This window comes from Granulicella mallensis (assembly GCF_014203225.1).
In the GTDB taxonomy this organism is placed as follows: domain Bacteria; phylum Acidobacteriota; class Terriglobia; order Terriglobales; family Acidobacteriaceae; genus Granulicella; species Granulicella mallensis_A.
Genome location: NZ_JACHIO010000013.1, coordinates 22,084 through 46,467, shown reverse-complemented (window position 1 = coordinate 46,467; position 24,384 = coordinate 22,084). Strand labels below are relative to the sequence as shown.

17 protein-coding genes are annotated in these 24,384 nt (G+C 58.4%); 9 read left to right on the top strand and 8 right to left on the bottom strand.

Going from position 1 to position 24,384, the window contains the following annotated elements; genetic code table 11:
- Positions 1 to 91 precede the first annotated feature (91 nt).
- Positions 92 to 2,281 carry a GH92 family glycosyl hydrolase gene (locus tag HDF15_RS15465; RefSeq protein WP_260331115.1) on the bottom strand — a complete coding sequence of 730 codons (2,190 nt, stop codon included), beginning with the start codon at positions 2,279 to 2,281 and terminating at the stop codon, positions 92 to 94.
- A gap of 402 nt (positions 2,282 to 2,683) precedes the next feature.
- Here HDF15_RS15465 and HDF15_RS15460 point away from each other — a divergent pair, with 402 nt between their 5' ends.
- From HDF15_RS15460 to HDF15_RS15430, 7 genes are all read left to right on the top strand, one after another.
- Entirely contained in the window at positions 2,684 to 3,955 is a 1,272-nt protein-coding gene (locus HDF15_RS15460; RefSeq protein ID WP_311733120.1) for a GRP family sugar transporter, read from the top strand.
- Between the two features lie 78 nt (positions 3,956 to 4,033).
- Entirely contained in the window at positions 4,034 to 5,068 is a 1,035-nt protein-coding gene (locus HDF15_RS15455) for a LacI family DNA-binding transcriptional regulator (RefSeq protein ID WP_184257092.1), read from the top strand.
- Between the two features lie 334 nt (positions 5,069 to 5,402).
- A complete protein-coding gene (locus tag HDF15_RS15450) occupies positions 5,403 to 6,272 on the top strand; it encodes an inositol oxygenase family protein (protein WP_184257090.1) in 870 nt (289 codons plus the stop codon).
- 91 nt (positions 6,273 to 6,363) lie between these two features.
- A complete protein-coding gene (locus HDF15_RS15445) occupies positions 6,364 to 8,775 on the top strand; it encodes a glycoside hydrolase family 2 protein (RefSeq protein WP_184257088.1) in 2,412 nt (803 codons plus the stop codon).
- A gap of 117 nt (positions 8,776 to 8,892) precedes the next feature.
- Positions 8,893 to 10,434, top strand: a complete 1,542-nt coding sequence (locus HDF15_RS15440) for a GH1 family beta-glucosidase (RefSeq protein ID WP_260331114.1) — start codon at positions 8,893 to 8,895, stop codon at positions 10,432 to 10,434.
- Between the two features lie 254 nt (positions 10,435 to 10,688).
- Positions 10,689 to 11,630: a hypothetical protein gene (locus tag HDF15_RS15435; protein WP_184257086.1), complete on the top strand. Its 942-nt coding sequence runs from the start codon at positions 10,689 to 10,691 to the stop codon at positions 11,628 to 11,630.
- A 44-nt stretch (positions 11,631 to 11,674) separates the two neighbouring features.
- Entirely contained in the window at positions 11,675 to 13,078 is a 1,404-nt protein-coding gene (locus HDF15_RS15430) for a sorbosone dehydrogenase family protein (protein WP_184257084.1), read from the top strand.
- A gap of 114 nt (positions 13,079 to 13,192) precedes the next feature.
- Here HDF15_RS15430 and HDF15_RS15425 read toward each other — a convergent pair whose 3' ends face one another.
- Positions 13,193 to 16,672 (bottom strand): carboxypeptidase regulatory-like domain-containing protein, encoded by a 3,480-nt coding sequence (locus HDF15_RS15425; RefSeq protein ID WP_184257082.1) that lies wholly within the window; start codon positions 16,670 to 16,672, stop codon positions 13,193 to 13,195.
- A 332-nt stretch (positions 16,673 to 17,004) separates the two neighbouring features.
- Complete coding sequence (locus tag HDF15_RS15420) at positions 17,005 to 18,066, bottom strand: LacI family DNA-binding transcriptional regulator (RefSeq protein WP_014266989.1); 1,062 nt, start codon at positions 18,064 to 18,066, stop codon at positions 17,005 to 17,007.
- A gap of 195 nt (positions 18,067 to 18,261) precedes the next feature.
- On the opposite strand from HDF15_RS15420, the gene cyaY reads away from it, so the two are divergent.
- Complete coding sequence (cyaY, locus tag HDF15_RS15415) at positions 18,262 to 18,597, top strand: iron donor protein CyaY (RefSeq protein ID WP_184257080.1); 336 nt, start codon at positions 18,262 to 18,264, stop codon at positions 18,595 to 18,597.
- 6 nt (positions 18,598 to 18,603) lie between these two features.
- A complete protein-coding gene (locus HDF15_RS15410; protein WP_184257078.1) occupies positions 18,604 to 19,383 on the top strand; it encodes a glycosyltransferase family 2 protein in 780 nt (259 codons plus the stop codon).
- 145 nt (positions 19,384 to 19,528) lie between these two features.
- On the opposite strand, the gene HDF15_RS15405 is transcribed toward HDF15_RS15410, so the two are convergent.
- The 5 genes from HDF15_RS15405 to HDF15_RS15385 all read right to left on the bottom strand — a co-directional run bounded on the left by HDF15_RS15405 (position 19,529) and on the right by HDF15_RS15385 (position 24,380).
- Entirely contained in the window at positions 19,529 to 20,266 is a 738-nt protein-coding gene (locus tag HDF15_RS15405; RefSeq protein WP_184257076.1) for an SDR family oxidoreductase, read from the bottom strand.
- Positions 20,259 to 20,753 (bottom strand): thioesterase family protein, encoded by a 495-nt coding sequence (locus HDF15_RS15400; RefSeq protein ID WP_311733117.1) that lies wholly within the window; start codon positions 20,751 to 20,753, stop codon positions 20,259 to 20,261. Before HDF15_RS15400 ends, HDF15_RS15405 begins: the two co-directional genes overlap by 8 nt.
- An 89-nt stretch (positions 20,754 to 20,842) precedes the next feature.
- Positions 20,843 to 21,613, bottom strand: coding sequence for an enoyl-CoA hydratase/isomerase family protein (locus HDF15_RS15395; RefSeq protein WP_184257072.1), 771 nt, complete (start codon positions 21,611 to 21,613; stop codon positions 20,843 to 20,845).
- Positions 21,614 to 21,697: 84 nt separating this feature from the next.
- Entirely contained in the window at positions 21,698 to 22,558 is an 861-nt protein-coding gene (locus HDF15_RS15390) for a hydroxymethylglutaryl-CoA lyase (protein ID WP_223295387.1), read from the bottom strand.
- Positions 22,559 to 22,607: 49 nt separating this feature from the next.
- Complete coding sequence (locus HDF15_RS15385; RefSeq protein WP_184257070.1) at positions 22,608 to 24,380, bottom strand: acyl-CoA carboxylase subunit beta; 1,773 nt, start codon at positions 24,378 to 24,380, stop codon at positions 22,608 to 22,610.
- Positions 24,381 to 24,384: the final 4 nt, after the last annotated feature.

The following is a 24,384-nucleotide window of genomic DNA, read 5'->3' as shown; positions in this document are numbered from 1 at the left end:
TCAAGACGAGGCGGAACATGGACATGTCGAGCACAGTTGGATCTCCTTGTACCTTTTCAATCGTTGCTTCCTGATGCGAAAAGCCTGTGCCCTACCGTTTAGAGGCATCACTTATCGATACAGGCTTCCAGTCCGCAGCCCATCGTGAAGGCGTTGGCCCCATCACCATCTTCACCGAAACCCCAGCCTCGATATCGTCAAACCGAAGCACTGGCGTGGTCAATGGCTTACCGTTCAGAGTGACCGACTGGATATATACATTCTTCGCTGAATTGTTCTCGGTCGAAACCGAAAAGGTCTTTCCGTTTGCCAGCCGCAACGACATGCGCCGAAAGAGCGGGCTGCCGATCATGTAGTCGCCCGACGCGGGATTGACCGGATAAAAACCAAACGCGGTGAAGATATACCAGGCAGACATCTGCCCACAGTCATCGTCGCCGTCGATTCCTCCCGGAAGATTCGCGTACTCCGCCGCGGCAATCTCACGCACCTTCGCCTGCGTCTTCCAGGGCTGTCCGCTGTAGTCATAGAGATAGCCGTAGTGATGGCTTGGCTCGTTGCTGTGCACGTTGTGGTTTCCTGCAAAGTGCTCGTCCAGCCTGGCGTTATAGTTATCTCTTCCACCCATAAGATCGATCAGGCCAGGGATGTCGTGCATCACGGCCCAGGTGTAGACCCACGTATTTCCCTCCGTCCAGCCTTCGTCCGCGTTCGCCCACGACCCATCGGACCTCTTGCCCTGCATAAAGCCGGTCGTCTTATTAAAGAGGTTCTGGTAGTTTAAAGAACGGTGCAGGAAGTAGTCATACTCCTTGTTCTTTCCTAAAGCTTTGGCTAGCTGCGCCACGCACCAGTCGTCATAGGAATCCTCCAGAGTGCTCGACGCCGCCTCTGCCGTCTTATCGGTCGGAATATATCCCAGGGTCTTCAGATAGGTAAGTCCGGCCCGCGCCTCGTATGGAGTGTGCGGTTCCCTGTCGGCCCACCGCCTCGTCGTGTCTCCATCGGGCGGTGTCATCGCGTCTTTGTACACCGCGTCCCAGGCAAGCTGATAGTCGAAACCGTGAAAGTGCTTCTGCACTGCCTCTGCGACCAGCGAGTCGGCATGCGTGCCGATCATGATGTTGGTGTAGGAAGGGTTGGGCCACTTCGGCATCCATCCGCCCTCCTTGTAGTCCTGCAGAAGCGCCTGAATCATACCGTCAATTCGCTCAGGCGCGATCAGGGTCAGCAGGCTGTGCTCTGCCCGAAAGGTATCCCAGATGGAGTATGCGGTATACGACTCCCCGGCATGAACCGTGTCGTCGAATGCACTGTAGTAGTGGCCATGCTCCGAGAAGAGCCGCGGATAAAGCAGTGCGTGGTAAAGATCGGAGTAGATGATCTTTCGCTGATCTTCCGTGGCGCCTTCGATAGAAACACGCGCCAGCTTCTCATTCCACGTCTGTCGCAGTTTGAGTTGCACGGCCTTGAAATCCCAGTCCGGAATCTCGAGCTTCAGATTCTCACGTGCCTGCTCGACGCTGATGAAGGAGGTGCCCACCCGGGCTTCGACGATCTCCCCTTCTGCCGTTCTAAACTTCGCGTAAGCGCCGATCGCGGAACCCACCTGCCCGGGTTCCATCCCATAGGTGCCGGAGCCCTGAAACGCTTTGCGAAACTGCACAACAAAGTACCCTTTAAAGTGAGGCAGCTTCAAAGGCCCCAGATGCGCGTCCATTCGGTCGGGATTGTAGCCCGTGATCTCATTCGCAGCAGCATCTACATGGGCAAAACCGAGCACGCCAGGACGTGCCGCCTCCACCATGACGAGGGAAGATTCATTGGCCGGGAAGGTAAACCGCAGATAGGCGCAGTGGTCCGTGGCCGTCATCTCCGTGCGAATTCTTCGTGACTTCCCGGCCTGCATCGATACCGAGTAGTAGTCCGGATGAGCGATCTCATCCGCGTGAGTGAAGGGCAGCTTGCGCGCCTCAGGGCTGGTCTTTAACTCATCCAGTTCCGGCATCAACGTAACATAGCCATAGTCCCCCATCCAGATGGCAGGCTGGTGGGTTCCCATGAAACCGGAGATCGCCGGATCGCTATATTCGTAGGAGGTGACGCTGATCTTGTTCTGACGTGTCTGCGGAGTCCAATCCGTCATGCCGAAGGGCGGCGTGACAAAAGGCATCGTGCCTCCATAGCCGATAGCGCCCTTGCCGGTGCCAACGTAGACATTCACCTCATCGATCGCTGTCTTTTGCGCTCTCACCGAGAGAGCAGGCAGAAGCACGAACATCGCGACGAGCGCTTTCCGGACCGGAGACCGGAGAAGAAAAGAAGCTCTCTGCTGGAGGCGCATGAAATCACTTGCCGCTGCTGACAGTCTCATTGAACCCTTTCAATGCGGAAGGTTGTTCCCGAAATCACTCGACACATTGACAGCCCCGCAAGTGGCTTATAAGGTTTATCACGACGTAAGCGGTTACTAATTGCGATTCCGAGAGTAGCACAGGAGATTTCGACACATGGCTTTTCTGCGAAGCACCAGGACCGTCCTTACCGACAGCCATTTTCTCGTGCCGTTCGTCGTGCTTCTGGCCGGAATCGTTCTTTTGGTGGTACTGCACTAAGCACTCGTGCCTAAGCATAAATCTATCCATCCCACGAGGTCGAACGAGTGGCAGCTGAGATCCGGAAAGTGCGAAACGAAATCCACTCCCTGCATATCCTGGGAGTGATCTGCGGCCTGGTGGCCGGCGTCTGGCTCGGAGCCGCGGAAGCCCCAGTGAAGCTGGTGACCGCAGGATACTCTCCCTTTGCCATCTCCCTCTGCATGGTGGCCGGGGTCTTCACTGCCCGGTGGACCTTTCCTACCCTGCTCAAGGGAACCGGCTATGTCTTCGCCGACCTGATGGAGAAGAAACACCTCATCGTGTGGGCAATCCTGGCGGGTGCGCTCTGGGCGGTCGCCAACACCTTGACGGTCTTTGCGGTCCGCGATGTAGGCCTTGCCGTGGCCTTCCCTCTCTGGAATACGAACTCCCTCTTCGGGCTGCTATGGGGCCGGCTTCTCTTTCGTGAGTTGGAAGGAGCAAGCAACAGGAACACCGGCAAAGTCGTCCTCGGCGCGGTCGCCATCGTGATTGCAGCCATCATGCTGGGCTTCAGCACCCTTCACGGATCGGGGCCGCAGGCCGCGCACAGCATCCGGGGATTCGTTGCAGCTATCGGCGCAAGCCTCATGTGGGGGACGATGTATGTTCCCTATCGCAAAGCCTATCTCAGCGGCATGAATCCCCTGTCCTTCGTCACAGCCTTCACCATCGGCGAACTGGGAACCGTCCTCATCCTCACGCTCGCTCTCGATGGCGGAACGCACTCGACGGCCTTTCAGCTCTTTCATATTCGAGGCGTACTGTTCTGGCTCTTCCTTGGCGGCTTCGTCTGGGTCATCGGTGATCTCTTCCAACAGTTCGCAGCGAAGTATCTCGGCATCAGCCGTGGAATCCCTCTCTCCAACACGAATCAACTTTGGGGACTCGCATGGGGTGCTCTGGTCTTCGGAGAGTTGGCGACCGCCAACAGCGCCCATAAGCTTTTAGTGCTGGCCGGATCGGTGATCATGATCCTGGGAGCGCTCTCCATCAGCACCGCCGTATCCTCGGGACGGGAACACACCTCGCGGCACGAGGCCGTGATGCGCGAATGCGATCGCTACGGCCTGGATTACTACCGCACCCTGGCGGCGCTCGGAGGAGAGGAGTTTGGCAGAGAAGGTGACGAGCGGAAGCGCTGGTGGGATTACCTGATCGTCCTCGTGGCCACCGGCATCTTCGTCTGGCTGGGCCTTAGAGCCGTGGTGCCGCCCCTGAAGATGGACTTCGCGTGGGTCATAGGATTAAGCGTGATACTCTTGGCGTCGCTTGTTGTGGGAACCTGGAGTCTGTGGCGCTGGACACGCTTTTCCTAGAGGACGACTCGCGGCTTTGTCTCGCCCGTACAATCTAGTACTTTGGATGATTCGATATTTAGAACAAGGGGGCTGGGCATGGCTGTTCGACTGAAAGATATTGCGCAGGAGCTTGGCGTCTCCGTTGTAACCGTATCGAAGGTCCTGCGTGGCAACTCCGACATCGGCGATGCGACACGCAAGCGTGTGCTGAAGCGGATGAAGGAGCTGAACTATCGCCCCAACATGCTGGCTCGAGGGCTGGCTAACGGCCGCACCTACACGGTTGGCCTGGTCGTTCCCGATCTCGTCCACCCCTTCTTTGCCGAGTGCGCCAAAGCTCTGGGCGGCGTCCTCCGCAACAGCAATCGGGCATTGATTCTTGCCTCGTCGGAGGACGATCCCGAGATCGAGAAGCAGGAGATTCGGGCGCTGATCAGCCGTGGCGTCGATGTCCTGATCATCGCCTCCTGCCAGTCCGATCTGCGGAACTTTCGTCAATTGGGAGATGAAGTTACACCTTGCATCTTGTTCGACCGCAACTTCCCTCACCTGAAGGCCCACTTCGTCGGTTCCGATGACACGCGCGTAGGCGAACTAGCGACGGAACACCTCATCAAGATCGGACGCAAGCGCATTGCGCACATCGGAGCGAAGGATACGAGCCCCGCTCTCGATCGGCTTCGCGGATACCGAAACGCTCTGGCGAAGCACGACCTGCCCTCTCCTTCTAAATACGTGGTGATTCGCGATCGCCTGGAGGAGACGGGAGATATAGTCGGCTTTGAGGCCATGCAGCAACTGCTGCAGCTCAAGTCGGTACCGGATGCCGTCTTTTGCTACAACGATCTGACGGCGGTGGGAGCCACCGATGCGATTTTGCAGGCTGGCCTGCGCGTTCCTGAAGATATCGCGTTGATCGGATGCGGAAACTTTCGCTACGCCAAATACCTGCGCGTTCCGCTCAGCTCTATCGATCACGGCACCGCGGAGCTAGGCCGGATCACGGGAGAACTGGCACTTGACCTCTCTGAAAAGAAGGAAAGAAAGCCAAAGAGCATTCTTGTTCCGCCGACGCTGGTCGCACGGCACTCGACCGTGGGAGACGCGGCGCGCCCTAAGACAAAGAAGTAATAGCCAGGGCAATCGCAGTTGCCTTTGCTTTTGCCTTTCTGGTTGTCATTCCGAGCGGAGCGAGTGAATCTGCTTCCTCCCGTTCTTTGTTCGTGTCGTCTAGAAAACATATGAGATAGAACTGGAGCCAGGTTTGATCTGATGCACAACGTTCGTGGTGACATTTGGCAAAGAACGGGAGACAGCAGGTTCCTCGCTCCGCTCGGAATGACAACCAGAAAAGCAAAGGCAAAAACAACTGCCACATGAGGTCTCACTCTCCAGTTGCCAACATTTGCCCGTTCCCCCTATAGTTACCGGTAACGCAGTTTGCGAGGCGTCCAAGGGGGACACGATGGAAACGGTTGCCGATACAAAAATTTTTACCGATGCTCCATTGAAGGACATCGACGAATGGGATGAGTTTCTTGTCGGCCGTTACCAGGAAGGCAAGACGGAAGAGCAGTTCCGCCAGTACGACGCGCAGGCTAACCCCGGCGTCGCCGAGTTTTACCGTCTGAACCACCAACATCAAACGCTCGACTATGTCCTGGCCAAAGAGAAGCAGTACTTCGGCCTCGATAAGGGGATGAAGAGCATCTGGGAAGCCGCCGAGTTTCTCAACACCCTCGTGGATGACAGCGACCCGGACACGGACCTCACCCAGATCGAGCATCTCCTGCAGACCTCGGAAGCCATCCGCAAAGATGGCCATCCGCGCTGGTTTGTACTGACGGGATTCATCCACGATCTCGGCAAGGTGCTCTGCCTGTGGGGCGAACCGCAATGGGGCGTTGTGGGCGATACCTTCCCCGTCGGTTGCGCCTACTCGGATCAGATCGTCTATCCGGAGTACTTCAAGGCCAATCCTGACTTTCACAAGCCCGAGTACCAGACGAAGTACGGAATCTACGAACCGAACTGTGGACTCGAAAACGTACACATGTCGTTCGGTCACGACGGCTACATCGGCGAAGTGATGAAGAACTACATGCCCGAAGAGTCTCTCTACATGCTGCGCTATCACTCGTTCTACTCGGCGCATCGGCACGGCGCCTACAGGCACCTTATGAGCCAGCACGATATCGAGATGCTGGAGTGGGTGAATAAATTCAACGTGTACGACCTCTACTCCAAAGGTCACACAAAGCCTGACATAGCGGCGATCAAGCCTTACTACGACGACCTGTTCGCCGAGTTCTTTCCAGCCAAAATCGCCTGGTAGTCATAAAGGCCGCAGGGGCGTCTCCTATACGGGACGTCCCTGCGGCCTTATCTTGATTGATAGTCTCTTCTCTATAGGTCGACATCCTTTTATGCGCAGACGTGACTTCATCAAGACCAGCGGTGCTGTGCTTACCGCAGCCGCTTTCAAAAGTTCTTCCCTCCTGGCCTCTGAACCTTCCCAGTCCTCACGTGCGATTCTGCCTATCAACCGTGGCTGGCGCTACAAGGCCGCTGCGATTGACGGAGCGGAGTCTATTGGCTTTGACGACGCAGGCTTTGAACGCATCGTCGTTCCGCACACTACGGTACGGCTGCCCTGGCACAACTTCGATGACCGGGCCTACGAGTTCAAGTCCACCTATCGGCGTCGTTTTCAGTACCCGCCCAACGCCTCCGGCAAGCGTGTCTTCGTTGACTTTGAAGGCGTCATGACCGCCTCGACCGTGTGGATCAACGGCCACGCACTCGGAGAGTACAAGGGCGGCTTTACCCCTTTCTCCTTTGAACTCACGCCCTACCTGCGCACCTCGGGAGAGAACGTGATCGTCGTGCAGGTCGACTCGATCGAACGCAACGACATCCCTCCATTTGGCTATGAGATCGACTACATGACCTTTGGAGGCATCTATCGCGAGGTCTCGCTTCGTGTCGTCCCCGAGGTCTTCCTCGATAACATCTTCGCCAGGCCCAAGGACGTACTCAGCTCGTCTCCTTCTCTCGACGTCGACTGCTTTCTCGCCGGACCATCAGCGCAACGAGGCCCCCTCTCCCTTGAAGTCGAACTGCGGGATCAGGATCGTGTGGTCGCGAAAGGCACCCAGACCGTGCGGATCTCGGAGGCCGGCGATCCTGATACCTCAATGGATCCAACGACCAACGCACCAGTCCACCTGAGCACCGAAACAGCACACGACTCGGCTCGGCATACGGTAACGCTCACCAATCTAAAGGGCATCGAACTCTGGCAACTGGAACAGCCGAAGCTCTACACCGTCCACGTGAAGCTCCTGCAGGAGGGCCGCGTCGTCGATGAGGATACTCGGCGGATCGGATTCCGCGAAGCGGTCTTCACCGACCATGGCTTTTCGCTGAACGGCAAGATCGTAAAGCTCAGAGGCCTTGATCGCCACCAGACGTTCCCCTACGTCGGGCAGGCGATGCCGGCACGGGTGCAGCGTCAGGACGCAAAGATCCTTCGCCACCAGTTGCACTGCAACATCGTACGCACCTCGCACTATCCCCAGTCGCGACACTTTCTGGATTGCTGCGACGAGATTGGTCTGCTCGTGCTCGAAGAGATTCCCGGATGGCAGCACATCGGGCCGGAGCCGTGGAAAGAGATCGCGATCGATAACGTGGGGCGCATGATCCGCCGGGATTGGAACCACCCGTCCATCATCCTTTGGGGCGTTCGCATCAATGAGTCCAAAGACGATCACGATTTCTACACCCGCACCAACACGCTGGCCCACGCGCTCGACACCACGCGGCAGACCGGCGGGATTCGCGCCTTCAAGGAATCGGAGCTGCTCGAAGACGTCTTTACGATCAACGACTTCGACTTTCCCCTTCGCGAGCCCAATCATCCTCTGTACCTGAACACCGAGTTCGTAGGCCACACCTATCCCACCAAAACGACGGACGACGACGAACGCCAGCGCGAGCACACACTGCGCCATGCGCGGATCCACAACCAACTGGCCTCGAACCCCCAGTATGCGGGCGGCATCGGCTGGTGCGCCTTTGACTACAACACGCATGCCAACTTCGGCTCCGGCGATCGCATCTGCTACCACGGGGTGATGGACATCTTCCGCGAGCCTAAGGCCGCCGCAGGGTTTTATAAATCACAATGCGATCCCGCAGAAGAGATCGTCCTGGAGCCTGCCTTCCATTGGGCAAAGGGCGATGAGTCCGTCGGCTTCAAGAAAGCGGTCGTCAGCTCCAACTGCGACCATCTCAAATGCTACCTTCGGGAGAAAAGCGATCCCTCCAACCCGTGGAAGCTCATTGCGGAAGTCGATCCCGACCGCGCCGAGTTCGCCCATCTCAAGTACCCTCCGTTCGCGTTCGATCTGGACGTCCTCGACAACGAAAACCTCACTTTCCGTTGGGGCGATCTTCGCATCGACGGCTACATCAGCGGCAAGCAGGTGATCTCCCGCACGCTCTCCGGCAAAGGGATCGACAGTAAATTCATGTTGCTGCCCGACGATCACGTCCTATGGGCGGACGGTGCGGATGCCACACGAGTCGTCCTGCGCGTAACCGACGAGTTCGGCAACGTTCATCCCTCGGCAAACGATCCCATCACCTTCAGTCTGGAAGGCTCAGGCGAACTGATCGGGGACAATCCCATCGCTCTGGTCGGAGGGACCTGCGCCGTCTGGGTGCGGGCCCGGGAAGCGTCAGGAGTGGTCAGACTTACAGCGCAGCATCTGCGGCTCGGCTCCCAGACCGTCGAAATCAAGTTGAACCCCGCTGCCCCGGAAGCGGTGTAGTTAGAGCAAATCTCCTGTTGCTGGAGCGCACTCATCAAAATGGAGGATGCTCTCTTCAGTCGCCGTCTGTTACCGTTTTACCCGAGAGACTAGTCATACTCGGGTTGAACGGGAGAGATGATGAATCGCCGCCAATTTGCCACTCGTTCTCTGGCTGCCGCTGCGGGCACCGTGCTGCATCAGCCCTTTAGCCATGCCACGATGCTCCTTTCCGAAGACCAGGTCCCCGGATCGGTGCCCGATTCAGTCATACAGAAAGCACGCTTTCCGGAAGGCTTTTTGTGGGGGGTAGCCACGGCGTCCTATCAAAATGAAGGAGGCTGGAACGAGGACGGCAAGGGCGAATCGATCTGGGACAGGTTTACCCATACACCTGGGAAAGTAAGAGGAGGCGTGACAGGCGACGTCGCCTGCGATCAGTACCACCTCTACGCACAAGACATCGCGCTGGCGAAACGCCTTAATCAGAAGAGCTACCGATTTTCAATCTCCTGGCCACGGATTCAGCCAACAGGAACCGGCGCTCCGAACATGAAGGGACTGGATCACTACAGCCGCTTCGTCGACACTCTTCTCGCAGCCGGAATCCGTCCGTGGTGCACGCTCTACCATTGGGACCTCCCCCAGTCGCTGGAAGATCGTGGAGGCTGGCCAAACCGAGACCTGGCCAATTACTTTGCGGACTATGCCGGTATTCTCGCCAAACATCTTGGCGATCGAATTACGATGTGGGCGCCCTTCAACATGCCGTGGGCCATCGCGTTCATGGGATATGCCGCCGGCTCCTCTCCACCCTGCCGCAGCAGTTTCCCCGACTTTCTGAAGGCAGCCCATACGCTTGCACTGGCGCAGGCAGAGGCCCATCGTTCGATTAAAGCGGCCTCTGCGAAGGCAACCGTGGGGAGTGCCTATGAAATGGCGCCTGCCTACCCGAAGACGAACTCCGACGCGGATCGAGCAGCCGCCGCGCGCTACCACGCCATGAACAACGTGTTCTTTCTTGAAGCGGCCATGAAAGGCAAATACCCAAACGCATTTATGGGTGAGCCTCCCTACGAGATCATGGGGTTCAAGCCAGGCGACGAGAAGATATTATATGCGCCGCTGGACTGGGTGGGCCTTCATTACTACACACGCCGCATCGTCTCCGATGCCAGCCACGCGCATTGCTTTGGCGGTGGTTTCAGTGGAACTGAGATTGAATCTGACTCCGCCTGTGCGCGCGATCCCTACACCGGGCTTTCAGCAGTGATGCCCACGGAAGGTCCGTTGACAGAGGCTGGTTTGGAAGTGTGGCCACGTGGCATCTACGATCTGGTCACGCAGATCTCGAAAGAGTACAACCATCCCTTCATCGAGATAACGGAGAGCGGTTGCGGCTATCTCGATAGTCCAGACGAGGAGCATGGTCGAGTTCCCGATAGCCGCCGTATTAAGTGGTATCGTGAAACGCTTGCAGAGCTGGCTCGCGCCATTGCCGATGGAGCCAGAGTCCGTGCTTTTCATGCCTGGACACTGCTTGACAACTTCCAATGGGCAGAAGGTTACACCGAGCGTTATGGCTTGATCTATACCGATTTCCGCAATCAGAAGCGCACCATTAAGGATTCCGGCTATTGGTACGCTAAGGTTGCCGCCTCCAACAAATTGGAGGTCTGACCTCTGCTCTGAAAATCGGGAAACTGACTCTAACGAAGCAAGAGGAAGAGGCCGCCAAAACGCCTGGCGGTGTATCGTGAGAGTGTGCATTTCGGTATTGAGTCTCGCAGTCAGACTCAAACCGTCTTCGTGCCAGACATCCTTTCCGCTCGCTGCGCAGTTAGAGCTCACGACCTGCTTTCATCGTCCTACCGATTGACCGGGGATTTACAGCGATCGGCGACTGTTCCGTTTATGCTTTTTTGATAACCTTCATGCGCGTGTCTCGCCTTATCGTTCTTGCCCTTGCCCTTGCGGCTCCCGTGTCGTTGGCCCAGCGCCACAGCGGAAGCTCTTCGCCCCCTACAGCGCCTCCCGGCCCCCCCGCACACCCGGCAAACGGTCCTCAGGCGATTACGCCTGCCAGCTCGGGGATGGGAGCGATCCAGTTCGTCGCCGTCAACTATGGCGTACCGGCGCCGCAGTCCCTCACGCGCCAGCTCCGCTCCGACGACGACCGTACCCGTGCCGCCGCCCTCTCGGCAGTCGGAGTTCCCAGCCAATATCTGCAGCGCGGCCATACCGGCATGCCGCATTCCATCCAACTGGAGTTTGCCGATCTCGGCAGCAGCGACGATCTCGACGCCATGCTGACGGTCGAGATGGATCAGCACATCGTCACCGCCATCCTGATGCCCGATGGCGATAACTGGCGGCGCATCGCCACCGTCTTCGTCGCCGACACCTTCCAGGACCCCAGGACAACGCCTGCGACCTTTGTCCATACCACGCGCTCACTGTTACAGCAGGACCGCTACCAGGCCGTCTTCCGTGCGATTGCAACCGACAACAAGGGCAACTACACCGAGAACGAAGCGCACCTGCGCATCTTCAACAACCGCGCCGTCATCACCATGAACTTCGCTTCAGCCGCGCGTGATTGCACCTCGGCCTCCGTGGGCAAACGCACAGACCCCGCGGGAGGCTGCAATATCGTGCATCGCTGGCTCCAACCCGACCCCACGGATCCCGCCAAGCACTTCACCCTCGTCACCGCCACCGGCCACCTCTCCGCACATGAGGCTACCGACCCGTTGGGCACCTCGCGAGGCTACGAGGATGCCCACCTGCGCAACTTCTCCTGCCAGCCCTTCCTCTTCTCCGATGTCGCACTGCGGTTTGAGCCGACGGCGATCTCGGGCCCCTGTGTGAAGTAAAAGCCGGCGACCCAGTCCACCTTAGTCCCATCTAACCCCTCTGAATGAATCTCCTATCGAAACTTCTGATCCTCTCCGCCTGCATCCTGCCCCTGTCGCTACAGGCGCAGGCCCCATCTCATAGCATCCCGCACACCCTGACCTTTGCACCCGGCAAGTCGATCACCCTCTCGCTTCCGCAGGAGTTCGAGATCAACGTCGCAGCCAGCGGCCTGCATCGTGTGCGCTTCTTTGCGCAGGCTCCTGACGGCCGCATCTTCGCCACCGGCATGTACAACCTTGCCGATAACACGCAGGGCTCCGTCTTTATCCTCGACGGCTGGAACGAGAAAACCCACACCTTCACACACGTCACGCACTATCTCGACCATCTGCGCAATCCCAACAACCTGGCCTTCTGGACCGATCCCGCCACCCACCAGACCTGGCTCTATCTCCCGCTCACCGACCGCCTGCTGCGCTACAAGTACAACTCCGGCGACAACGCCCCAAGCTCTCCCCCGCAGATTCTCACGCACTATCCCGACTACGGCCTGAACTACAAGTACGGCGGCTGGCACCTGACCCGCACCGTCGCCATCGCTACGCTGCACGGGCAGACGCGTGTCTATATCGCCGCCGGCTCCTCCTGCGACTACTGCCGCGAGCACGAGGTCATCCGCGCCACCCTGAGCGTCATGGACCCCGACGGCTCCCACCAGCAGCTCCTGGCGCACGGCCTGCGCAACGCCGTGGACCTGCGCTTTATCCCGGGGCTCGACGGTGGCTCACTCTTCGCCAGCAACATGGGCGACGACCACCTAGGCGACACGCTGCCCGAAGACTCCTTCTTTGAGCTCGATTCGAACACCAAACCCGGTGTCGTTGCGAATGTTCGCCCCGGCACGCCTTCCAACGTGAACTACGGCTGGCCCACCTGCTACTTCGCCCACGGCAAGCCCACGTTAGACACCACTCCCCTGCCCGAGACACCCGGCCCCGACGATCCCCGCACCCTGGCGGACCGACCTGCGCTCGCCGAGGCTGGAACGCTGCTGGCAGCGGGAGGAGGACACTCCTTGTCGATCGACCCGAACGCCGACCTCGGAACCATCCCTCCGCCCCTGACCTCCTGCAAGGACGTCCCCGCGGCGTACACAACCTTTGCGGCACATAGCTCGCCACTCGGCATGGCCTACTTTGACGGGAACAACTCTCTGCTCCACGGCAGCTTCCTCGTCGCGCTGCACGGCGCGGGACATCCGCGCATCGCTACGGGTTACCGGCTCACGCGGTTTACGCCGGGCGATCACACACCGCACGACTTCATGACCGGGTTCCTCACGATGGAGAACGGCAAACCGGTCATCCACGGACGCCCCTGCGGCCTGTTACAGATCGGCCCGGACAGCTTCCTGTTGACCGACGACTATCTTGGCCTGGTGTATTTCATTCATCCGAAGAGCTAGGGCAAATTACCCAACGGCACAGAGGTTGTTTGGCCGATAGTCTAAGCCCCGAAGTGGCTACGCTATACCAGCCCAGGACTTCGCCCTGGGCTGGGGACATATAGAAGAGCTTTCCTAAAACGTAATCTTGACAGCCGCCTGAAGGACACGTGGCCCGCCAACACCATTGACGTTACCGACACCGCTGCTCAGGATTGAAGTAATCTTTCCCAGATTCGATCCCAGGCTGGAGTTAGGCAAACCGAATGCAGGGGTGTTGGTCAGGTTGAACGCATCCACACGCGCTTCCAAAAAGATTTCACGATGGATTGGGAAGCTCTTGAAGAGCGACAGGTTGTCTGAAAAATAGCCCGGCCCACGGAACTGATTGCGCTGCGTGTTGCCGACTGCGCACGGAACAGGGTTGGCCGCAGAGTAGGGAGTGCAGGCAGCAGGTGCAGAGAAAGAGGCCGGGTTAAACCAGGCAACACTGCCCTTTCCATTAACGCTATGGGTTACCTGGTAGGGACCCGTTTGATTCACCGTCTGGGTAGTTCCCGGCGTAACGCTGGAGGTTGTAATCGTGAAGGGCAGGCCGGAGAGCGCAGAGATAATGGCCGATGTCTTCCATCCTCCCAGGAGATACGATGCAACACCGGAGTTGAAGTAACGGTGGCCCTTTCCGGCGGGTAGTTCGTAGGTAATGGTCTGCTCGTAGTTAAGCCTGCGATCGAAGTCCGTCACACTGTAGTTGCGATGAGCAGGGCCACTATAAAAGAGCAGGTTTCCATCCTGAGGTCCTGTCTGATAGTTTTGCGACTTGCCCCAGGTCACGGCCGAGGTAAATCCAAAGCCTTTCGCAAAGCGGTGTTTAAGCTCTACCTGCAGCGACTCGTAATTCGTCGAATAGCCTAAAAAGTACTCCGTTACCGACGCGGTCTTACCGAAGGCGACATTGAGCGGATCGTAGGCCGCACCTTGCCCGTAGACACTGGGAACATTGATGTTCTGCGCAACATCGATCCTCGTACCGTGGTTGGCTACATACGCAATCTGCAACGAGGTTTCTCCCGGCAGCGCCTGCTCGACCACGGCGTTCCAGGACGAGACATAAGCATTCTTGAAGTTGAGCGGGATATAAAGGTTCCCCAACCCTATCGTGCCGTTGGCAGCACTCTCTGCGAGCGTTCCGTTCGATCCAAAGGCAACGGTCGGGGTAGCCGGAACTCCAGTAATAAAGTTAACGACACCGCCCGCCGGGTTAAGGGCAGACCCATAGATTGGCGTGTTGGTGTAATCGGTACTTGTCTTGATCGGATAGTTATAAGCGTAGCTGTTGTCTACAAAGGGAACATAACTCACACCAAAGCCGGCACGCACGACCGTAGTATCCGAAGCACGATAAGAAGCTCCGAGCCGTGGAGCGAAGTTTTTGTAGTCCGTCTGCATCCCCAGGTTGGAAGGATTTCCGTTCAGCCCAGCCACGACGAGTTGATTGTTAGAGGGGTTGTAGTTGACGAAGCCACCGGCTTTGCGCGGCGTCGCCGGGGGATAGAGTTCATAGCGAAGACCGATATCCAAAGTCAGTTTCGGCGTGGCCTGCCACTTGTCGGAGACGAAGAAAAATAGCCAGTTCTGACGGAAGGCGGGGAAGGTGCTGTTCGTGTCCTGGCCGACCTGATACGGAACATCAAACAGAACGCTGGCAACATCGTTGGCTAGCCCTGTGGTGGCGCCCGGTGCGGAGGTCTGGTTCTCGGAGAAGTAAAAAGTTCCCGCTGCGGCGTTGATATTTCCCTGCAGAAGATCGTCGCGGATGCGACGGACGTCGCCTCCGGCCTTCAACGTATGGTTGCCGAGCAGTTTGGTCCAGATATTGACGAAATCAATGTTCGACTCTGCACGGAGCCACGGCAGTGACTGCGAGTAGCCGATCAGCGGATTCCCTGTCCCGTTCTCTCCATTGCTGGCGAAGTTGCTGACTTGAAACGCTACCTGGCCGCTGCTCGTCGGCGTATTGTCCGTTCCATTCGGGCCGTTGCCGGGGATACCGAGGGTCGCCGCATCATTGCTGCCGTAGTCCGTCTGCTGTGCGGAGTTACGCAGGTGGGCTACGCCGACACGCGCTTCCGTGAATAGCTTCGGCGAAAAGATGTGATCGTAGTTGAAACCCGTGCTGTAAGCTGTCGCAACTCCGGTGGCTTCAAAACCGCCGCCCGTTGGACCGCCGAGAAAGGAACCGAAGAGAGGCGCCTGAAAGGTGTTTGTTGTCTGATGGCTAAACCGTCCGGTCAAGTGATCTTTTGCGGTGATGGCATAGTCCGACTTGATGTCATAGCTGATCGAGTCCTTACTGAAAGGGCTATTCTGCGAAAAGTTATTCGTCGTCTGGCCCCCGATGTAGGCTCCTGACGCAAGGTTCAGCTGCGGATTTCTCGCAATAGCGTCGAGGTCCTGCAGAACGGTCAGGCCGATCTTGCTGATTCCCGGGTTGGATAAAGGAATCAGGTTGCCGGCAAAGGGAGTTCGTCCGGTACCGCAGGTGTTAGAGGCCGCTGCACCGCTGCAGGTACCTGTAACTCCCGTATTCGGGTCATACACCTGACCGGTGTAACCGCTCAGATTGATGTTGCCGCCTGTCACGTTGTAGAACGGAATGGTCGTAGTGACAGTTGAAGATTCATGATCGGAGACGCGCAGGAAGTCGCCGAAGAAAAATAGTTTGTTCTTCAGGACAGGTCCCCCAATGGAACCGCCAGTGTAGTTGTAGACCAATCGCCCATTGGGGCCGGCGGCGAAGTAGCCGCGGGCGTTGACTCCGTTGTTCTCCATGTTCTGGAAAACCGACCCATGGAACTCGTTTGTTCCTGACTTCAGGGTGACGTTGACCACCGTACCCACAGCGCGGCCGAGCTCCGCCTCGAAGTTGTTCGTCGTGATATCCACGCTCTGAATCGAAGCTGCCGGCGGCACCAGGATGATGTGAATGCCGGTACGCTGATCGTCGTCGATACCCTCAATCTGATACAGGTTCACATAGGAGGACTGACCGTTCGCATTTTCAGAGAGATCGTTGTTGGCATTGAAGAATTGAGAGTTGTTGAAGACCACCGGAGCCATGCCCGGAACCGTATTAAGCAACGATTGAAAGCTGTTGCCGCTGCTCAGGGGAAGATTGCTGATCTGGTGCTGCTCAATCGTGGTCGAGATATCCGCGCGATCGGTCTGGAGTTCGGGTGGCGCTGTGGTCACCGTGATCGTCTCCGTCGTACTGCCAGTGGTCAAAGCGGCATCGACACGCACAGTGGTGTTGGGTTCAAGACCGATGTTCTCACGGACTTCATTCTTGAACCCCTTCATGGTGACAGCAACGGTATAAGTGCCGGAAGGGAGGTCAGGGACGGTATAGTTACCGCTGTCGTTGGTGAGCGACTCATGGACGACACCGGTTTGGGACTCGGTGACAACAATCTTTGCGTTGGCAATCGACGCCCCTGTGGGATCGGTAATCGTGCCAAGCAGCGTTCCATTGACGGCCTGCGCGTGCGCCGAGAGTGCAAAAAAGAGTGAAGTCAGCAGAATCGTGAGGATAGAAATCGATTTACGTGCGTTCATGGCATACCTCCGAAAGGAGCAACATTAGGACGCAGAACCAATTGTTGTTTGATGTACGCACGAAACACTATCAACACACTTCCAATGCGTCAATAAAAAGAATCAAACTAAGCGCTTTTATAAGCATCGTTCGCCGGCCGTCGCCCGGCAGGCCGATAACTCCGAGGCAAATTTAAACGCGGAAGTGCGCAGAGGTCTGGGACCTGCTTATCTAATTGGAAATGGAACAGGCCGTTGTTTTCGTTTTTCGGGTTTGTCATTCTGAGACAAAGCCGAAGAATAACAAACCAGAAAAGCAAATGCCTCTAGATTTTCGAGTTTGACGACACGTCCTAGGCCTTGGAACGAACCTTCAACACCCGTGTCGATTCGCGCTCGATCAGAGCCGGGTCGACAAGGATCTCCGAAAGCGGCCGCTCGCCTCTGTCGATGATCCCAATCAGGTGCCCGGCGGCAAGTTCTCCCATCAACTCCAACGGTTGACGAAGCGTAGTCAGGCTGGGAGTCAGGTAGCCCGCACTCTCAATGTCGTCGAACCCGATCACGGAGATGTCTTCAGGAACCCGCAAACCGGCTTCACGAAAGGCGCGGATAGCTCCAATCGCCGTCACATCGTTGAAGGCAATCAACGCGGTGAACGGAAGCTTCGTCGCCAGCAGAGCGAGCGCGCAGCGGTAGCCTTCTTCAGGCATCGAAGCCTCAGGAGGGGTATTTCCCGAGTGCAGTTCCTTGACCAGCCGTTCATCCAGCGTGATGCCGTGCTCCTTAGCGGCATCGGAGATACCCTGGAAACGTTGGCCCGTGGTTGCACGCCATCGATGGCCCTTGATGACTGCAATGCGCCGGTGTCCAAGCCCGGCGAGATATTCCATGGCATGCGCCCCGCCGCGATGATTGTTCAGCGCGAATCTCGGCACCCCTTCCACCTTGGGCGAACTGCCGACCATCACTACCGGTCTGCCGGGGTCGGAGGCCAGCTTCGTGTTGATCAGAAGAAAGCCCTCGACCGCACGCTCCAGGAGGCGCCGCGGATATTCGCGGATCAGATCCTCCTGGCCATAGTGGGTCGCCGTGAAGTAGAGGTACTTCTCCTGCGTCAGCTTGCGGTCAATGCCGGACAGAATGGCTGAAACATAGGGGTCGCGAATCTCCGGAAGCACCACGGCTGCAGTCAGGCTGCGTTTGGAGTAGAGATACTTTGCGTAGAAGTCAGGACGGTAGTCGAACTTTGCCGCCGCGTCGGTGATCCGTTGCCGCGTTGCTTCAGGGATCAGCTTCGCGCGCGGGGCGTCGTTCATCACGAGAGAGACCGTACTCGGCGAAAGCTTTAAATACTCCGCCAGGGCCTTCTGGCTGATGGGCTTCTTCACTACATGTTTCTTCTCTTCCGGCATTCCGCACCAACTCCTGTATCGCCAACCAAGATATACGTTTAACGACCGATCTGCCGAGCTTTTAGACAGGAACGAAGCAACAGGACTCAGAAAAACTCCTCAGCGCCCTCCGCGAAACCTCCGTGCCCCTCTGCGCTAAATCTTTTGCCTTCCCGCTGACGCCCCTGCAACCTCCGTCCATTTACACTGAGTCCAATGATCGACGAAATTGCTTTCCGCCACGAATCCGACCGGGCTCTCGAAGCTCTGAAACAAGCCCTCATCCGTGCCGAAGAAGACGGCGGCTTTGAGGCCGAGGAGAAGAATGGCGTCCTCAACGTGCTCTTCGAGGACGACAGCGCGAAGTTCGTCTTTACCCCCAACACACCCGTCCGGCAGGTCTGGATCTCCGCGCAGTCGACCTCCTTCAAGCTGGAATGGAACGAAACGGCCAAGGCCTTCACCCTTCCCAAAACAGGCGAAGACCTGCGCACTCTGACCGAGCGACTGCTGCGCGAGCACCTGAACAATCCTTCCATCTCTCTCACCTAAGGCGCCATGCTCGTCTCCGTTGCCATCGTCACCCTGAACGAAGAAGAAAATCTGCCCCGCACGCTCACCAGCGTGCGCTGGGCCGACGAGATCGTCGTCGTCGATTCCGGGTCAACCGATCGCACTGTAGAGATCGCCCACACCCTGGGCGCTCGTGTGATCGAGCGCGCCTGGCCAGGTTTCGCGGCGCAGAAGAACTTTGCCATCTCCCAATGCACGGGCACATGGATTCTCTCCCTCGACGCCGACGAAGAGCTTACCCCTGAGCTGCAGACACAGATACGCACGATGCTGGCCTCGGATCCACCGATTGACGCCTACTACCTGCGCCGGCGCAACCTGTTTTTAGGCCGCTGGATCAAGCACGGCGGATTCTATCCCGACTCGAAGCTGCGCCTCTTCCGCCGCAGCGCCGCGAACTTCGCGCTGACACCGCAGTTTGAAGAACGCCCTGTCCACGAGACCATCGCCTTCGACGGCGCCGCCGGTACGCTGGACTACGATCTCGTCCATAACGCCTACCCGGCGCTCTCCACCTACATCGAGCACATGGATCGCTACAGTGGCCTAGGCGCGGACCTGCTCGTAGCCAAGGGCCGGATCAGCCGTTCCCTGCCCAGCTTTCTGCTCAATATCTTCGTCGTTCCGCAAATCATGTTTCTGTGGAACTACTTCTTCCGCCTGGGCTTCCTTGATGGCCGCGAGGGCCTGCTGCTGCACCTCTACCACGCCACCTACACCAGTTGGAAGTACGCGAAGGCCTGGGAGAAGGCCCGCAAGGTTTAGGTGTTGCCAACCTGTCTTTCGTCGTCATCCTGAGCCAACGGCGAAGGACCCCCCGCATTTTGCTCGTGCAGACCACGACTTCTGTGGCACCACGAATGCGGGGGTCCTTCAGCTTCGCTTCAGGATGACGACGAAAGACAACTATCTACCAGGCAATCTCTTTGCCCAGGTGGAAGAACCCACCCGTCGGCCCATCTTCCGGCAGCGTCGCAAGCTGGACTTCGGTCTTAGCGCCTTCCACCACGTTCATCGGCGCCGCGCTGCCGCCCATGTCCGTATGCACCCAACCGGGGTGCGCTGAGTTCACCTTGATCTTTGTCCCAAGCAGCTCATGCGCCAGATGAATCGTAAAGACATTCAGAGCCGCCTTCGACGAGTTATACGCAAACAGCTTGGTGTCGTAGGTCGGCGAGCCCTTCGTCGCCTGCAGACTCACCGAGCCGAGGATGCTGGAAACATTCACGATCCGCGCCGCCTCCGCCTTCTTTAACAACGGCAGCAACGCCTGCGTCAACGCCAGAACTGCGAACAGGTTCGTCTCGAACGTCGCGCGAAGATCGGCAATCTTCGTCTCGCTGGTGCTGTTCTTCGTCCAGCTCTTTTCGATCATGGCACCCGCGTTGTTCACCAGTACGTCGAGCTTGCCGAACTCGCTTGCAATCAGCTTCGCCACCGCATCAATGTCTGCCTGGCGGACAACATCGAGCTTTACCACCCGCGCGTCCACACCGTCATCGCGCAACTGCCGCGCCGCCACCTCGCCCTTCAGGGCATCGCGCGAACCCAGCAGAATCGTATATCCGAGCTTGCCGAGTTGGCGCCCCGTCTCAAGACCGATCCCCTTGTTCGCCCCGCTAATCAGCGCAACCTTCTTCTCACTCATCTTTCGCTCCTCGTTCCGACACTACCTGCGCACACTGATCCGGCACAACCTGCTTCGTTCGATGCAGCATCGCCGCAAAACGCTCCGCGAATCTCGTCGGCATCTCGCGTCGCTTCATATCGCGGCCGACGACGATATGCACCGTTTCGCCCTCGCACAATAACACCTCATCTGCAGCGCGCACAATCGCATAACGCAGCCGCAGAAGCGGGCCGCGCATGCCCACCAGCCACGTCCGCACAATCAGCTCGTCATCGTAGCGCGCAGGAGACTTGTAGCGAGCGGTAGCTTCGACCACGGCGATCATCGCACCGTCCTCGGACTCGAAGCTCTTGTAGTCCATACCCATCTGCCGGATGAACTCGACGCGGCCCACCTCAAACCAGACCAGGTAGTTCGCGTGATACACGACACCCATCTGGTCGGTCTCGGCATACCGCACACGCACGCGCGTCTCGCCAAAACCACGTTCCAACATCTGTTCCATCTCACTCATAGCAACAGTTTAGCGAGTTACTTAGAAGATGCCAGCCTGTGTTTCATTGGTATAAATATCCACGCCGTTTTGTACCCGCTCTATTTCCACACCGGTTTCCGTTTCTCCAGGAACGCCGCCACACCTTCGCGAAAATCCGCCGTCTGCCGCGAGGCCGCATTGGCCTCCATCGCGAGGGCCAGTGCCCGATCCAGCCGCTCCGCCTGCTGCGCACGCAACAGCCGCTTGGTCGCCCGCAGGCTCTCTGGCGAGTTGGCCATCAGTTGTGTCGCCAGCTCGATCGCCCGCGTTTGGAGCTGCCCACGTTCAACGACCTCGCTTACAAGCCCCAGACGCAATGCCTCGTCCGCGCCGAAGATCCGGGCACTCAAGAGCAGGCCGCGAGCCGCCTTGTCCCCCAACTGCAGTGCCAGATACGCACTCACCAGCGCCGGCACAAAGCCGATGCGCGCCTCGGTATAGCCAAACCTGGCCTCAGGAGAAGCCAGGGTAAAGTCGCAGATCGTCGCCAGGCCGGTTCCACCGGCAACCGCCGCGCCCTGCACAACGGCCAGCGTCGGTAGATCACACTCCCACAGCGCACGAAACATCCGCCCGATGCGCTCAGCGTCGACGCGATGCTCCTCAGCAGATTGCCCAGCCATCCCCTGCAAAGCCGACAGATCGAGTCCCGCACAGAACGCCTCCCCCGCACCCGCCAGCACAACAACCCGAGCACCGGCAGACTCCGCACCCTTCAGGGCAGCGATCAACTCCTCCTGCATCTCCGGCACAAGCGCATTCCGCCGCTCCGGACGATTCAACGTAATCGTCCGAATTCCGAGTTCGTCTTCAATGCGTACCGTAGACATCGCTACCTCACAAAGCAGTGATAAGTGGCAAGTGATAAGTGAACAAATCCACTTGTCACTTCTCACTTGCCACTTATCACTGTCTTACTGCAGTACTGCTCCATACTTCTTCGCAATCTCCGCACTCGCTGTGACCAGGCCGTCGAGGGGCCGCAGTTCCGGCAATTTGGCTCCCAGCTCCGCCAGCGTCGCCAGCAATACCTCCGTGGGAAGATTGCCGACCAGGGTGTCCTGCGCAAACGGGCATCCGCCCAATCCGCCGATCGCACCGTCAAATCTCCGGCAACCCGCCTCGTACGCGGCCCTTACCTTCGCCGCAGCCTCGTCCGGCCGCGCATGCAGGTGGACCCCGATCTCCAGTCCCTCATGCACGCCCATCACACAGCCCACGACACTCCGTATCAGCTCCGGCGAAGCCACGCCCACCGTGTCGGAGAGCGACACCTGCAGCACGCCTGCATCCACCATCAGGTCGACCGCGCTAACCACCTCGTCGATGTCCCATGGGTCACCATAGGGATTGCCAAACGCCATCGAGATGTACGCCACCAGATCGAGCCCGGCCTTGTAGGCCAGTTCGCCGATCTGCTCCAACTGGTCGAGCGCCTCCTCCGGCGTCTGCCGTTGGTTGCGGTCGAGAAACTGCGTCGAGATGGAGTACGGAAATCCCAGCGTCTGCACCGCCCCGGTCTTTACGGCGCGCTCCGCACCCTTCGCGTTCACAACGATGCCGATGATCTCAACATCGTCGGGCGGATCGAGGTAATCGAGCACGAGTTCGGAGTCGGCCATCTGGGGTACAGCCTTCTCTGACACAAAACTCACCGCATCGATATGCGAAAACCCGCTCTCGATCAGCGCACGCAGATACCGCGCCTTCACCTCGGCCGGCATTACTTTCGGTAGCCCCTGCCACGCATCGCGCGGGCATTCAACAATCTTCACCACGTCCTAAACTCCTTCGACCTCTACGCTACACCCGGCAACTTAACTCTTACGTCTGCAAAACGCCGGGATTAAACTTCGGTACCTCTGGATTCATCGCACACGCTTCCAGCGCCGTCATCAGCACCTCGCGCGTCTTTACCGGGTCAATGATCGCATCGATCCACAATCGCGCCGCGCCATACCTGGGATCAGCCTGCGCATCATACGTCGCCTTGATCTCATCGTAGATACCCGCCTTCTCCTCCGCCGACAGGACCTTGCCCGTCCGCTCCAGCTGCTTCACCCGCACCTCGACCAGCGTATTCGCCGCCGACGCCCCGCTCATCACCGCATAACGTGCCGTAGGCCACGCAAACAGAAACCGCGGATCGTAAGCCTTACCGCACATCGCATAGTGCCCCGCACCGAACGAGCCGCCAAGAATCACCGTGATCTTGGGTACCACCGACGTCGATACCGCCGACACCATCTTCGCGCCCGCACGGATGATGCCGCTCCATTCCGCGTCCTTGCCCACCATGAAGCCGTTGACATCGTGCAGAAACACCAGCGGCACAAGCTGCTGGTTGCAGTCCATGATGAACCGCGCCGCCTTCTGCGCGCTCTCCGTGTAGATGACGCCGCCAAACTCCGTGCGCTTCGTTCCCGCCTGCGGCCCCATCGCAACCGTCTGCTGCTGATGCTGTTTCTGGTTGGCGACGATCCCTATCGCCCGTCCGCCGATCCGGGCATAGCCACACACCAGCGTCCGCCCAAACTCCGCCTTGTATTCGTCAAACTCCGAGCGATCAACCACCCGCGCAATCACCTCACGCACATCGTAGCTGTTGGTCGAAGCCTTCGCCGGATCAGGGTCCATCAACCCATACAAATCTTCCACTGCAAAACGAGGCTTATCACGCTCCGCATCGAATGCGATCCGCGAAAACACACTCCCTCGCAGCTCATCTCCTCGCAGCTCGTCGCTCGACAAAATACCCGAACCACCCCGCCTCCCTAACTTCCCTACAAGGCTCCGCAACCGCGCTATACACAGATGATCGTTCGGCTCCTTGAAGTCCACGGTGCCGGAGATCTCCGCATGCATCTGCGCCCCGCCCAGCTCCTCCGCCGGAGTCTTCTGCCCAATCGCCGCCTGCACCAGTGCAGGCCCGGCAAGGAACAACCCCGAGCCCTCCGTCATCAACACGGTATCGGTCATCACCGGCAGATACGCTCCGCCCGCAACGCACATCCCCATGATGGCCGTGATCTGCGGCACACCCAGTGAGCTCATCACCGCGTTGTTGCGGAAGACGCGGCCAAAGTCGTCCTGATCGGGAAAGACATCCTCCTGCAGCGGCAGAAAGACACCCGAGGAGTCCACCAAATACAACGTCGGGATACGGTTCTCCAGCGCGATCGTCTGCGCGCGCAGCACCTTCTTCGCCGTCATCGGAAAGAACGCGCCAGCCTTCACTGTCGCATCGTTGGCGACGATCATGCACAACCGCCCCTCGACGCGTCCCAGCCCCGTGACAACACCTGCTCCCGGAGCGCCGCCAAACTCCGCATACATTCCATGCGCGGCCCACAGCCCCAGCTCGGTCCACTCCGAATCCCGGTCGAGCAGCAGCGCCAGCCGCTCGCGCACGGTCAACCGGCCCTTGGCACGCTGGGCTTCGGCAGCCTGCTCACCGCCTCCCTGGCGGATGATGTCTTCTTCAGCGCGCATTCCACCAAGCAGCGCCACCATCGCCGCACGGTTCGCTCCAGCCCGCACAGACCCACCATCCAGCTTCGACTCCAACCTGTTTGCCGCCTTCAAATCATCCGCCATCGCA

What these genes read in the sequence shown, in the direction of transcription:
- HDF15_RS15465 (WP_260331115.1), bottom strand. Translation starts at nt 2,281, where the DNA reads ATGTTCGTGCTTCTGCCTGCTCTCTCGGTGAGAGCGCAAAAGACAGCG.
- HDF15_RS15455 (WP_184257092.1), top strand. Translation starts at nt 4,034, where the DNA reads ATGGCTGTTCGACTGAAAGATATTGCGCAGGAGCTTGGCGTCTCCGTT.
- HDF15_RS15450 (WP_184257090.1), top strand. Translation starts at nt 5,403, where the DNA reads ATGGAAACGGTTGCCGATACAAAAATTTTTACCGATGCTCCATTGAAG.
- HDF15_RS15445 (WP_184257088.1), top strand. Translation starts at nt 6,364, where the DNA reads ATGCGCAGACGTGACTTCATCAAGACCAGCGGTGCTGTGCTTACCGCA.
- HDF15_RS15440 (WP_260331114.1), top strand. Translation starts at nt 8,893, where the DNA reads ATGATGAATCGCCGCCAATTTGCCACTCGTTCTCTGGCTGCCGCTGCG.
- HDF15_RS15435 (WP_184257086.1), top strand. Translation starts at nt 10,689, where the DNA reads ATGCGCGTGTCTCGCCTTATCGTTCTTGCCCTTGCCCTTGCGGCTCCC.
- HDF15_RS15430 (WP_184257084.1), top strand. Translation starts at nt 11,675, where the DNA reads ATGAATCTCCTATCGAAACTTCTGATCCTCTCCGCCTGCATCCTGCCC.
- HDF15_RS15425 (WP_184257082.1), bottom strand. Translation starts at nt 16,672, where the DNA reads ATGAACGCACGTAAATCGATTTCTATCCTCACGATTCTGCTGACTTCA.
- HDF15_RS15420 (WP_014266989.1), bottom strand. Translation starts at nt 18,066, where the DNA reads ATGCCGGAAGAGAAGAAACATGTAGTGAAGAAGCCCATCAGCCAGAAG.
- cyaY (WP_184257080.1), top strand. Translation starts at nt 18,262, where the DNA reads ATGATCGACGAAATTGCTTTCCGCCACGAATCCGACCGGGCTCTCGAA.
- HDF15_RS15410 (WP_184257078.1), top strand. Translation starts at nt 18,604, where the DNA reads ATGCTCGTCTCCGTTGCCATCGTCACCCTGAACGAAGAAGAAAATCTG.
- HDF15_RS15405 (WP_184257076.1), bottom strand. Translation starts at nt 20,266, where the DNA reads ATGAGTGAGAAGAAGGTTGCGCTGATTAGCGGGGCGAACAAGGGGATC.
- HDF15_RS15400 (WP_311733117.1), bottom strand. Translation starts at nt 20,753, where the DNA reads ATGGAACAGATGTTGGAACGTGGTTTTGGCGAGACGCGCGTGCGTGTG.
- HDF15_RS15395 (WP_184257072.1), bottom strand. Translation starts at nt 21,613, where the DNA reads ATGTCTACGGTACGCATTGAAGACGAACTCGGAATTCGGACGATTACG.
- HDF15_RS15385 (WP_184257070.1), bottom strand. Translation starts at nt 24,380, where the DNA reads ATGGCGGATGATTTGAAGGCGGCAAACAGGTTGGAGTCGAAGCTGGAT.